The organism is Maribacter luteocoastalis (assembly GCF_048890225.1).
GTDB lineage: Bacteria > Bacteroidota > Bacteroidia > Flavobacteriales > Flavobacteriaceae > Maribacter > Maribacter luteocoastalis.
On the sequence record NZ_JBMFZG010000007.1, the window covers coordinates 1 to 12,064 of the forward strand.

Consider the following 12,064-nt stretch of genomic DNA (forward strand, 5'->3'; position numbering starts at 1 on the left):
TGCCCGTTGTAATTTCGTCTAAAATTTTCAGTTTAAAAGGTTCTGAATACCGTCTGATCACTTTGTCATTTCTATACATAATGTTTAAAATTATGTAGCCTTATTTCAGGACGGGTCATGAGATAATATAACGGGTTATAATTAACGGGATACGTGGTAATGGTTGGCAGGGCATCAGTTTCAAAAGGAGTATTATCAATTAATACTGAAAGACCATAACCAATAATCAATCCCAGAAATCCACCTACGAGGCCAATTATCACAGCTTGGCTCATAAAAATAAGTTGTACATCGGTACCGGAAAATCCCGTTGCTTTTAAAATAGCTATATCTTTCATTTTTTCATAGATAAGCATATTCAAAATATTATAGATACCAAAGCCTGCCACAATCAGCAAGGTAATGGAAACGGCATAGGTAATTAAATTTCGAATATTGGAACCTGTTTCAAATTGGGCATTGGCCTCTTTGATATCAGTAGCTTTAACATCAAATTGTTTTTCCAATACTGCAGCCATAGCTACGGCTTTCTCAATATCATAAAGTTTAACATTAATATCTGTAATGTAGTTTTGGACTTCTCCCAAAATACGTTGCACCGTTTTAAGATTAGCAAAACTTTGGATATTATCTATTTCTGCAATACCACTCTGATAGATTCCAACAATCTTTAATGGAAAAATGCCCCCTTTAACTGTACTAATCTGTACACGATCAACAATGGACAAAGACATTTTTTTTGCAAGGCCAGAACCTAATAAAATACCGTTATCATTATTATTTAAATCCTCTGGTGAACCCTCTATAATATTGTCCTTTATATTTGAAAGTCTCACCTCTTCCATTATATCAACCCCCACTAGGTTGCCTCCAAGCTCTATAGAACCAGAAATGTAAAAAATCTGGGCTCGTAATTGGGGTACCGCGCCTCTAACATTTTCGTGTTTTTTTAAATAATTTAATATGGGTAGGGCATTATGAATTTTTTTTTGACTTCGTTTTGGTTTTATGGAATGTACTACATTAAAAGCATTGGTAAATTCAGGAAATAATTTAATAGGCTGATTTTTAGAAGGTTCTATTTCATTATAAATATGGACATGGGGAGTTTGGTTCAATACAAGGTCATCTAACATTTCATTTAAACCCGTCATAAAACTTACCAAAGTAATATAGGCACCAATACCAAAAGTAACACCCAAGGATGCAGTTACCGTGCTCTTTAGCTTAGTAAGCAAATGCGTTTTAGCAATGTTCAATATTACTTTCCAATTGATCAAGACTTTTGCAATTAAATTTAGTTTATCACTACTTCACAAATTAAACAAACTAGGTGCCTACATCATATGAGAAAAATCATATAGGTTGAATACTATGGTATTCACTATGCTGATGTAAATCATTTCGTAACATACTGATAATTAATTCCTTTACGGAATTAGTCAATAAAACAAACGAAAATGAAAGCACATCTACTTTATTTCTGTCTATTACTGTCCATAGTTTCTTTTGCCCAGCAAAAAGACAAAACAAACGTCACATTAACGGATAGGCAGGACGATGATACTTATTTAGCTGGTGAAAACGTAAGATCGGAAGCACCTATCAATGGTGACATGGTTATAGCAGGCGGTAACGTTAGTGTAAGGGATACGGTTTATCAAGACCTTCTGGTTGCTGGTGGTGAAATAATCATTACTGGTTATGTTTCTGATGATATACGTGCTGCAGGTGGTACCTTGACGATAGATACAGAAGTGGGTGATGACGTTATTATTGCAGGTGGTGAAGTATATATTACAGACAACACAGTAATTAACGGAAACCTTATTAATTTTTCTGGTGATATTAGGATGAATGGTACCGTAAAAGGTATGGTAAAATCATACGCCGGCAATATAGAGATCAACGGTAACATTAATAAGGAAACTGAGCTTTATGGAGAGGATATCACTATAAATGGAATTATTAATGGCTCATCTAAAATTGTGGGAGAGGATATCCATATTGGTGAAACTGCCAAATTTTATGATGATGTCACCTATTGGTCTAACAATGGTGAGGTAGATTTTGGAAACTCCTTGATCAATGCTTCTGCTACCCTTGACAAATCATTGATGGCAGAACGTGATGATTTTACCTGGAAGGGTTTTGGCGTTCTAGCATTTGGGGTTTGGGTCTTTTATCTTTTTTCTGCCTTATTGGCCCTCTTATTATTGAATTGGGCATTTCAGCATTTTTTCGCAACGGCAGCCAGTAATTTAAATACACAATTCTTTAAAAGTCTTGGCTATGGATTAATCTATATTTTTGGAATACCTATTGTGATTATCATTACGTTTTTAATGATTATTGGTATTCCTGTTGGACTATTTTTGGGCTCCATTTATATTTTTAGCCTTCTTTTTGGCCATTTAGTAACCAGTCTATTGTTAAGCCATTATTTAGCACAAACACCTGGTAAAAAATGGGGTTACTGGAAAATTTCATTGTTTGCTCTTTTAATAGCTGCCGGAATTCGTTTATTGACTTTTATACCATTTTTGGGAGCCCTAATTACCATATCGGTTATTGCACTAGGGTACGGTTTGGTAGCTTATACTTTATTCAAAGGAAAACTAATCAGAAAAGTTAAGGTTACCTAACCTGTTTGGAAACGCTTATTGGAAGTATATTAATGCGAATATTGATTACTTTTTATGAATACAAATGGTACGAAATGACAATTTAGGGAAAGGGATTAATCCATTTCAAATTCTAAAACAATAGTACTTTTCCATATTCCGTTTACATTCCGATATCTCGTAAAACCATAATTTTTAATATGTTTTATTTTTTGATCAAGAGCATGGTACCAAACACCAAAAACTTGGGCCACAAGGGTACTATCGGTAAGTTCCTTTACATTCATGTAACAGAAAATGGTTTGGTGCAAATAGGTCCATTTCAGTATTCTATTAAGGAAATTTACCATTAATTCCTCTGGAGTATCCCCATTGACCGTAACCTCCATAACACAATTTGAATGACGTAATTCATCGCATGCACCCGGTTTCAATATTTTACTCATTTGTTTAAGTGACTTTTCAAATAAATTTTGGAAAGTACTACCAATAATCTCCTTATTTTTTACAGCAACAGTATTCGATTTATTAATTCCAGATCGGGGTTTCCAGCTTATTTTTCTAGGTTTGGTATGATTTTCCATTATACTTGTTTGTTTTTATATTGATAAAAAAGGATATCACCAAACCTGAGCTTACCCAAATTCTGCGATACCCTTTTTCAAGCTAAATAATCCTTCAACTCAAAATCCTATTTAACCCAATATGTTGTGGGGCTACTACAGATAATTGTTTTCTTCACCTTACATAAATTCTCCAGTTTCATCTAGTTTAACACGGATAACTTCATCCCCGTTTTCCAGTTTCAACTTATACGTTTTTTTGGAACCTCTGTTATCCTTATAATTTACCAAATAAATATCTTTGGTAATGGTCCAATTTGGGTATTTATCCAAAACTGCTTTTTTAACAGCCATTGGTAAATTGATATCCTTAAACCTTTCTGCAGTGCGGATCAATTTTCCATCCTTATCATATGCAGCAAGAATCTTACCCTGGGGTATATAAAATGTGATGTTATATAAATCATAATCATCTTGATAAAAATCTGAACTTTTAACATCATATCCAGCCACTTTGCGCTCTAACAATTCAACAGGTAAAGAAGCTACTTCTTCACTGTTAACATCATTCAGATACTTATAATTTGTTGCTACCACAGTTACTTCAGAAAGTTCTTCGGTCTTTATTATCTGGGCATACGTTTGGATGGTCAGTCCAAGAAAAAATAAACCAAATATTACTTTTTTCATGTCTCAATATTTAAATTAATTAATGCGTTTTTTAGAAAACACTATATAGTATTTGAATACTAAATTATCTTGATTAACCAGTCGTTACAATGACCTAGATCAGTTGTGTCCCTTCTAGAAAACACTACATCTACAGAACTGACCATTATCATATTTTGATAAACAGTGAAGAATTAATTTGAGTATTATAAGTGTTCAATGAATGCTATTTATTACTTTCAACAATACATTATTAGTCTAATACCAATATTAATTTTTTTACCATGACAGACTTGACCAAAAAAGATTGCTTGCAACTTTTAGAGAACAATTATATTGGACGCTTGGCGTTTATATCAGCTGGCCATCCTGAAATCTTACCTATCACCTATTATTATGACAAAAAAAAGAATAGCATAATAACCTATTCTGGTGATGGAGGTAAAATTAAAGCCATGCGTCAAAATGGTTCCGTATCATTTCAGGTAGATGAAATTATATCGTTAGACAAATGGAAATCAGTTTTACTCTATGGTGACTATGAAGAAATGAGTGGTATAGATGCCAAACATTTACTGCACGAATTTTCTGAAGGTGTTAAAAAAATAATTCAAAAAAAAGAGTACCTTAGTCCACAATTCATAAGTGAATTTTCTAGCAAGTTGAATACGGATACTACCCCTATCGTTTACCGCATTAATATTTCTGAGATTAAAGGAAAACAGCGGAAATAGCGTTTAGAAAGGTAACTGATCTATATCATAGGCTTTATTTTAATCAACATTTACTTTTAGTATTACACTAAACGGATATTATGTTGGTTAAAAAATTTAATGAAATAGGTATCCAGGATATCTCTATTGTGGGCGGTAAAAATGCCTCATTAGGCGAAATGTTTACCCAATTAACTTCTAAGGGAATTCGCATTCCAGACGGTTTTGCCACTACATCTACCGCCTTTTGGAAGTTTTTAAAAGAAAACAACATTCAGCAGCCATTGGAAAATATAATTTCTGGATTGGATAGATTAGAATATTCAAACTTAAATCTTATTGGAGAACGTGCAAGAAGTCTAATTCTTAATGCTAACCTATCCCCATCTTTAGAAAAAGCAATTCTAACTTCATATGAAAATTTACAAGAGGGTGCAGAAGCAAATGTAGCGGTACGTAGTAGTGCTACTGCAGAAGACCTTCCAGATGCCAGTTTTGCAGGCCAACATGATACTTTTTTAAACATTAAGGGTAAAAATGCGGTTCTAGAGGCCGTGAAAAAATGTTTTGCTTCTCTTTATACCGATAGGGCAATTAAATATAGGGAAGATAAAGGTTTTAAACATTCCAATATTGCACTTTCCGTAGGCATACAGTTGATGGTAAGGGCAGATAAAGGTTGCTCTGGTGTTGGTTTTACTATTGAACCTGAATCTGGTTTTGAAAATGTATTGCTTTTATCTGGTGTATGGGGTTTAGGGGAAAATATTGTTCAAGGTGTAGTTAATCCAGATGAGTTCTATGTATTTAAACCCAGCTTACAAAATGGTCACTTTCCCATTCTTCAAAAAAAATTGGGCGATAAGAAATTGACCATGGTATATGGTTCCATCGAAGATGAAAACAGGACTATTAACCAAGCTACACCCTTAGAGCAGCAGCAAAAATTTATTTTATCCGATGAAGAAATCATCTTATTAAGTAAGTGGGCCGTACTTATTGAGGAACATTACCAAAAACCAATGGATATTGAATGGGCCAAGGATGGTAATACCAATGCGCTTTTCATTATACAGGCAAGACCTGAAACAGTGCATCAGATAAAAAATAAAAATATATTCACTGCTTATACCATTACTAAAAAAGGTACTGTTTTGGTGGAGGGCAATGCAGTTGGTTCCAAAATAAAAGTGGGTAAGGCTAAGGTCTTAAATAGTCCAAAAGAGGCATTGGATTTAAATGACGATACCATAATAGTAACCGATACCATTACCCCGGACTGGGATCCCTTATTAAAAAAAGCAGGTGGAATTGTAACCAACAAAGGTGGTAGAACTAGTCATGCAGCCATAGTTGCCCGGGAGCTAGGTGTACCAGCTGTTGTGGGTTGTGGCGGTGCTACCCATAAAATAAAAAATGATGACCTAATAACCTTGTCCTGCGCCCAAGGTAAAACTGGATATATTTATGCCGGTGAGATTCCCTTTAAAGAACAACAAATAGATTTTAGTGATTTGCGTATGCCCAATACCGAAGTGAAACTCATACTCGCCGATCCAGAAAATGCCTTTCAACTTTCCTATTATCCCAATAATGGTGTAGGCCTGCTCCGCATGGAGTTTATTATAACCCATTGGGTTAAAATTCATCCAATGGCCTTGGTCAACTATAACTATCTAAAAGATACTGCATTAAAAGCACAAATAGAGGAAATCACCAAAACATATACCAACAAAAAATCCTATTTTATAGATAAGCTTGCAGAAGGTATTGCTATGATAGCCGCAGCATTTTACCCAAAAGAAGTCATTGTTAGATTAAGTGATTTTAAAACCAATGAATATGCAAATCTTATTGGTGGTAAGGCATTTGAGCCCCATGAAGAAAACCCCATGTTAGGTTTTAGGGGCGCTTCTAGGTACTACAGCGATCTTTATAAAGATGGGTTTGCCTTGGAGTGCGCTGCAATAAAAAAAGTTCGTGATGTTATGGGACTTAAAAATTTAAAAGTGATGGTGCCATTTTGTAGAACGGTTGCCGAAGGCAAAAAGGTAATTGAAATAATGAAGTTAAATGAGCTTGTACAAGGTGAGAACGGACTTGAAATATACACCATGATAGAAATTCCAAGCAATGTCATAATGGCAAGGGAATTTGCTGAAATATTCGATGGTTTCTCCATTGGTTCCAATGACCTGACCCAACTCACTTTAGGAATTGACCGTGATTCTGAAATTATGGGAAAATTATATGATGAGAATGATGAGGCTTCCAAACGGATTATAGCCATGGCCATAAAGTCTGCCAAAGAAACTAATACTAAAATTGGCCTTTGCGGGCAAGCGCCAAGTGATTTTCCGGAATTTGCCAAATTTTTGGTTAGGGAAGGTATAGATAGTATCTCTTTTAATCCTGATGCCATTTTACAGGGAATTGAAAATATTAACAAGGCCGAGATGAGCTTTGTAACCGTTGGCAGTGCTGAAAGCAGTAATTAATACTATTAAAAATGCCAAAAACAAGTGCTGGTATTTTGTTCTACAAATTCCATAATAATACGTTGGAAATACTTTTAGTACACCCCGGAGGGCCATTTTGGACCAATAAAGATAAAGGTGCTTGGAGTATTCCTAAAGGTGAAATAGAGCATAATGAAGGCTTGTTACAAGCTGCGATTAGAGAAACTATAGAAGAACTAGGTATAAAACCCAAAGGCGATTTTTTAAAATTAAGCAAGCAAAAACAAAAAAACGGTAAAATAATTCATGCCTGGGCTTTACATCAAGCCATCGATGTAAAAAAAATAAAGAGCAATACTTTTGAAATGGTATGGCCTCCAAACTCTGGGAGGAAAAAATCATTCCCGGAAATAGATAAGGCAGCATGGTTCAAAATAAAGGAAGCAAAAGAGAAAATACTTGAAGGTCAAAAAGGTTTTCTTAACGAATTGTCGTCCATAATTCAAAATAAAACAGCTACTAAGGCCTAGAGCTATATTACTTTCTTACACATGGGAAATAAAATAATTACACTTACACTCAACCCGGTAGTAGATAAAAAATGTAATGTCCCTACCTTTGTTCCCAATCAAAAAATACCATGCTCCCCCCCTCTTTATTACGCTGGTGGAGGTGGAATCAATGTTTCACGTGCCCTTTCTAATTTGGGTGTTAATTCAACGGCAATATATCTTTCGGGAGGGAGAATAGGTGATCATTTAAATCAGCTTTTGAACATAGAAAGGATACGCAAGTATCCTATAGGTTTAGAAAATAACACAAGGGAAAATCTAACGGTTACCGACACCTATACGCAATTACAATACAGGTTTGGACTTCCTGGGCCTTTTGTAAATACAATAGAATGGAAACTTGTCTTAGATCGTATTGGTGCGCAATTAAATGAAGGTGATTTTTTGGTAGCAAGTGGTAAACTACCACCGGGTATACCAGAAAATTTCTATTATCTAGTGGGCAAATTAGTTGCTGAAAAAAAAGGCAAGTTTATTTTAGATACCAAAGGTCCAGCTTTGATACATGCCATAAAAGCACCAATTTTAATTCTAAAACCAAATCTGGCAGAATTGGCTTACTTATGTAAGGTAGATTCTATTTCGGCATCAACCATAGAACCCCTTACACGAAAGCTAATAAAGACCTATCCTATTAAAAAAATTGTGGTTTCATTAGGATCAAAGGGTGCCCTTTTGGTAACACCCAACTTGTCAAAATATATTGAGGCTCCTGTAGTACCACAAGCAAGTATCATTGGTGCAGGAGATAGTATGGTGGCAGGTATGATCAGTAGTTTAATGAGTGATAAGACAGATATAGAAATGACGCAATTTGGTGTTGCATGTGGCAGTGCAACAACAATGAGACCCAGTTCACAATTATGTTGTAAAGATGATGTAACAACGATCTACCGTTGGATGGAAAAAAACACGGTTACCAAAGAGGTGTATTGAACTGATCTACATCATTTTTCCAATTAATATCTTTTGATAGTTTAGACACACCAAGAGTAATTATATCAAGTTCTTTGAGAATGGGTCTGGTCTCGGGAAACAAATCCAGCCCATTCGATAAGAACGATAAACTTCTTCCCATCATTTACCCTTGTTTAAAGATCTCTGAATATTCACATGTGAACCACATGCAATTGTAACAATGCGAATAGCTTTAAATATACTCATCGGAATTCATAGTATCATCCATTTATTCGGATTTCTTAAAGCATTTGGCATATCAGAATGTAATGCAATTAGCCAACCTATTTCCAAATTTTACGGAATAATTTGGGCATTGACATCTCTTCTTTTTGTTCTTACCTCAATTTTAATTATTCTTAATTCTAGGTATTGGTGGTTGTGCGGACTATTGTCTGTGATTATTTCACAGATTTTGCTTTTTAATTTTTGGTCTGAAGCCAAATTTGGTTCAATAGCGAACCTTATAATTTTTGTGGCGATTATAGTAGGCTATTCAGCATATAGTTTTCAAAATAAAATTACGTCAGAAAGAAAAACAATACTTCAAAATTCACAACCCGTAAGCCAAAATATCATTTCCAAACAGTCTATTTCAAACTTACCAACGGTTGTTCAAAAATGGCTAACCATAAGTGGGATAATAGGCAAGAAACCCATTTCAAGTGTACATGTAATACAAGAAATACAACTAAAAATGAATACCGGGCAAAAGCATTGGAAAATTGGAAAGGCTGAACAGTACTTTACCGTTAAGCCACCTGCATTTATCTGGAATATTGATGCCCATATAAATTCGATACTTAATGTAACTGGTAGAGATAAATTTGAAAATGGTAATGGAGAAATGATAATTAAACTCTTATCACTTATTTCGGTTGCAGATATAAAAAACAGCGAAAAAGTGAACCAAGCCAGCCTACAGCGATATTTAGCAGAAATAGTTTGGTTTCCAACCGCTTGCCTAAGCCCTCAAATTTCCTGGGAACCAATTGATGCCTATTCAGCGAAGGCAACTATGAAAGTTAACGGAACCAAAGGTTCTGGCATATTCCATTTCGACACTATTGGTAATTTTCAAAAATTTACGGCTATGCGTTATAAAGACTTGAAAGACAAAAGCCCCAAATTATGGACCGTTACCACAATAAGAACAGAGGAAAGAAATGGAATTAAAATTCCAGTAGAATTAAAAGCTGATTGGGATTTGGACAATGGAAAATGGACTTGGTTAAAATTAAAAATTAAAGAAATAAACTATAACGTAGAAAAAATACCCACAGCTAAAAACATTCTAAAATAAATATATAGGCACCACCTATGGTCTTTTACTATGTTTTCTAGCATTAAGTCGGAATCCGTATAAGAATCATTTATTTTTACTTTGAACAAAACCCTAACTTTCATGAGCAAAGCCATATATATTGCTACAACAGAACCCAATAGCGGTAAATCTATTGTTTCTTTGGGGCTAATGCAGCTACTATTGGGTAAGACTGCCAAAGTCGGTTATTTTAGACCCATTATAGATGACCTTGAAAACAATAAGGTAGATAATCACATCCATACGATCCTTACATATTTTGAGATTGATCTAAAACCACAAGATGCCTTTGCTTTTACCCGAAGTCAAGTTGTTCAACTGAAAAACCAAGATAAGGATGATGAAATTATTGGTCATATCATTCATAAATTCAAGGCATTGGAAGATCAATTTGATTTTGTTTTGGTAGAGGGTACGGATTTTTCAGGCGAAGGGGCGATTATAGAATGGGACATAAACGTCATCATTGCCAAAAATTTAGGAATACCAGCGGTTATCATAGCCAGCGGGCAAAATAAATCGGTCACGGAAATTGTCGGTAATCTATATTTGGCCTATGATTCCTTTAAAGAAAAAGAAGTACAAGTATTGTTGAGTGTAGCGAACAAAGTTGTTCCAAAAGATACTTCCGCTGTTGAAGACGGACTTAAAAAGAAACTCCCCGCAAATGTCCTTGTAGGTGTAATACCATTAAATCCTGTACTTGGAAGCCCCACCATTAAAGAAATTGCCAATGCATTAGATGCTGAAGTATTGTTTGGAAATGATTTTCTTAATAACCGAGTAGACGGCTTTAGTGTTGGGGCTATGCAGCTGCGCAATTATCTTACGCATTTAAAAAAAGATAGTTTAGTAATTACCCCAGGGGATAGGGCAGATATAATCTTAGGGGCATTACAGGCAAATATCTCCGCAAATTATCCCAATCTTGCCGGCATAGTTCTAACTGGTGGATTAGTACCCGAAGAACCCATTATAAAACTTATCAAAGGCTTATCAGACATTATCCCCATACTAACGGTAGAGGGTGGCACGTTTTCCGTTGCCAATCGCATTGGGGCAATACAGCCAAGGGTTTATGCGGAAAATACCGAAAAGATAACTACTTCAATACAAGAATTTGAAAAAAATATACCTACCAATGAATTGGAGAAAAATCTGATTACGTTTAAGGCAGAAGGTATTACTCCCCGTATGTTTCAATATAATTTATTGAAAAGGGCCAAATCCTCTAAAAAGCATATTGTTCTTCCAGAAGGGACTGACGATCGCATCCTTTTGGCCACTAAAAAATTAATAGATGCCGATGCTGTAAAAATCACCCTACTAGGAAATAAAAAACAGATAAAAACAAAGTTATCTGAATTGGATATTGACCTGGACCTAAAAGACATAGACATAATAGAGCCCATCAGATCCAGAAATTTTTTAGATTATGCCACTACTCTTTTTGAGTTACGAAAACATAAGAATGTAAACCTTGCCATGGCAAAAGACCTGATGGTAGATGTCTCCTATTTTGGAACAATGATGGTCTATAAAGGACATGCAGATGGTATGGTTTCTGGTGCGGTGCACACTACACAACATACTATAAGACCCGCTTTACAGTTTATTAAAACCAAGCCAGGTGTTTCTGTTGTTTCTTCGGTTTTCTTTATGTGTTTGCCAAATAGAGTTACCATATTTGGCGATTGTGCAATAAATCCGAATCCTACGGCAGAACAGTTATCTGAAATAGCTATCTCATCCGCAGCTACTAGCGAGGCTTTTGGTATTGAGCCAAAAATTGCAATGCTGTCCTATTCCTCCGGTACCTCAGGCGTCGGTGAAGATGTAGACCGTGTACGCAAAGCCACTGAATTGATCAAAAAGAAAAGACCAGACTTAAAAGTTGAAGGTCCTATACAATATGATGCTGCTGTAGATAGTAAAGTAGGATCTAGCAAACTGCCAGACTCGGAAGTGGCGGGTAAGGCTAGCGTGTTTATTTTTCCCGACCTTAACACTGGTAATAATACCTATAAGGCTGTTCAGAGAGAAACAGGTGCTTTGGCCATAGGGCCAATGTTACAGGGATTGAACAAACCGGTTAACGATTTAAGTAGAGGCTGTACCGTAGATGACATTTTTAATACCGTAATTATAACTGCCATCCAAGCCCAAGGACTTTAAACAAGTTC

At 35.4% G+C, this 12,064-nt stretch carries 11 protein-coding genes; 7 read left to right on the top strand and 4 right to left on the bottom strand.

What is annotated here, in order from left to right; genetic code table 11:
- Nucleotides 1-71: 71 nt before the first annotated feature.
- Nucleotides 72-1,280, bottom strand: coding sequence for an ABC transporter permease (locus ACOCEA_RS13695; protein ID WP_420756824.1), 1,209 nt, complete (start codon nucleotides 1,278-1,280; stop codon nucleotides 72-74).
- Nucleotides 1,281-1,460: 180 nt separating this feature from the next.
- Between ACOCEA_RS13695 and ACOCEA_RS13700 the strand changes: the two genes are divergently transcribed.
- Nucleotides 1,461-2,645 (top strand): DUF8173 domain-containing protein, encoded by a 1,185-nt coding sequence (locus ACOCEA_RS13700; RefSeq protein ID WP_420756825.1) that lies wholly within the window; start codon nucleotides 1,461-1,463, stop codon nucleotides 2,643-2,645.
- Nucleotides 2,646-2,740: 95 nt separating this feature from the next.
- Here the strand turns inward: ACOCEA_RS13700 and ACOCEA_RS13705 are convergent, their stop codons facing one another.
- On the bottom strand, nucleotides 2,741-3,208 hold the full coding sequence (locus tag ACOCEA_RS13705; RefSeq protein ID WP_420756826.1) for an archease: 468 nt from the start codon (nucleotides 3,206-3,208) through the stop codon (nucleotides 2,741-2,743).
- 159 nt (nucleotides 3,209-3,367) lie between these two features.
- The gene (locus ACOCEA_RS13710; RefSeq protein WP_420756827.1) at nucleotides 3,368-3,877 is read right to left on the bottom strand and encodes a nicotinate-nucleotide adenylyltransferase; all 510 of its coding nucleotides are present in this window, start codon (nucleotides 3,875-3,877) and stop codon (nucleotides 3,368-3,370) included.
- A gap of 263 nt (nucleotides 3,878-4,140) precedes the next feature.
- On the opposite strand from ACOCEA_RS13710, the gene ACOCEA_RS13715 reads away from it, so the two are divergent.
- From ACOCEA_RS13715 to ACOCEA_RS13730, 4 genes are all read left to right on the top strand, one after another.
- Complete coding sequence (locus ACOCEA_RS13715; RefSeq protein ID WP_420756828.1) at nucleotides 4,141-4,590, top strand: pyridoxamine 5'-phosphate oxidase family protein; 450 nt, start codon at nucleotides 4,141-4,143, stop codon at nucleotides 4,588-4,590.
- A gap of 80 nt (nucleotides 4,591-4,670) precedes the next feature.
- Nucleotides 4,671-7,067, top strand: coding sequence for a phosphoenolpyruvate synthase (gene ppsA / locus ACOCEA_RS13720; protein WP_420756829.1), 2,397 nt, complete (start codon nucleotides 4,671-4,673; stop codon nucleotides 7,065-7,067).
- An 11-nt stretch (nucleotides 7,068-7,078) separates the two neighbouring features.
- Nucleotides 7,079-7,558 carry an NUDIX hydrolase gene (locus tag ACOCEA_RS13725; RefSeq protein ID WP_420756830.1) on the top strand — a complete coding sequence of 160 codons (480 nt, stop codon included), beginning with the start codon at nucleotides 7,079-7,081 and terminating at the stop codon, nucleotides 7,556-7,558.
- Between the two features lie 21 nt (nucleotides 7,559-7,579).
- Nucleotides 7,580-8,536, top strand: coding sequence for a 1-phosphofructokinase family hexose kinase (locus ACOCEA_RS13730; RefSeq protein WP_420756831.1), 957 nt, complete (start codon nucleotides 7,580-7,582; stop codon nucleotides 8,534-8,536).
- Here the strand turns inward: ACOCEA_RS13730 and ACOCEA_RS13735 are convergent.
- Entirely contained in the window at nucleotides 8,517-8,681 is a 165-nt protein-coding gene (locus tag ACOCEA_RS13735) for a hypothetical protein (protein ID WP_420756832.1), read from the bottom strand. The two genes, ACOCEA_RS13730 and ACOCEA_RS13735, sit on opposite strands and share 20 nt — an antisense overlap.
- Before the next feature lie 57 nt (nucleotides 8,682-8,738).
- Between ACOCEA_RS13735 and ACOCEA_RS13740 the strand changes: the two genes are divergently transcribed.
- Both ACOCEA_RS13740 and pta read left to right on the top strand, forming a co-directional pair.
- Nucleotides 8,739-9,860, top strand: a complete 1,122-nt coding sequence (locus ACOCEA_RS13740) for a DUF6920 family protein (protein ID WP_420756833.1) — start codon at nucleotides 8,739-8,741, stop codon at nucleotides 9,858-9,860.
- 102 nt (nucleotides 9,861-9,962) lie between these two features.
- Nucleotides 9,963-12,056 (top strand): phosphate acetyltransferase, encoded by a 2,094-nt coding sequence (gene pta / locus ACOCEA_RS13745; RefSeq protein ID WP_420756834.1) that lies wholly within the window; start codon nucleotides 9,963-9,965, stop codon nucleotides 12,054-12,056.
- Nucleotides 12,057-12,064 lie beyond the last annotated feature (8 nt).

Bases quoted from the DNA above. Each gene is read 5' to 3' on its own strand.
- pta (WP_420756834.1), top strand. From the start codon at position 9,963: ATGAGCAAAGCCATATATATTGCTACAACAGAACCCAATAGCGGTAAA.
- ACOCEA_RS13710 (WP_420756827.1), bottom strand. From the start codon at position 3,877: ATGAAAAAAGTAATATTTGGTTTATTTTTTCTTGGACTGACCATCCAA.
- ACOCEA_RS13725 (WP_420756830.1), top strand. From the start codon at position 7,079: ATGCCAAAAACAAGTGCTGGTATTTTGTTCTACAAATTCCATAATAAT.
- ACOCEA_RS13705 (WP_420756826.1), bottom strand. From the start codon at position 3,208: ATGGAAAATCATACCAAACCTAGAAAAATAAGCTGGAAACCCCGATCT.
- ACOCEA_RS13740 (WP_420756833.1), top strand. From the start codon at position 8,739: ATGCGAATAGCTTTAAATATACTCATCGGAATTCATAGTATCATCCAT.
- ppsA (WP_420756829.1), top strand. From the start codon at position 4,671: ATGTTGGTTAAAAAATTTAATGAAATAGGTATCCAGGATATCTCTATT.
- ACOCEA_RS13700 (WP_420756825.1), top strand. From the start codon at position 1,461: ATGAAAGCACATCTACTTTATTTCTGTCTATTACTGTCCATAGTTTCT.
- ACOCEA_RS13735 (WP_420756832.1), bottom strand. From the start codon at position 8,681: ATGATGGGAAGAAGTTTATCGTTCTTATCGAATGGGCTGGATTTGTTT.
- ACOCEA_RS13730 (WP_420756831.1), top strand. From the start codon at position 7,580: ATGGGAAATAAAATAATTACACTTACACTCAACCCGGTAGTAGATAAA.
- ACOCEA_RS13715 (WP_420756828.1), top strand. From the start codon at position 4,141: ATGACAGACTTGACCAAAAAAGATTGCTTGCAACTTTTAGAGAACAAT.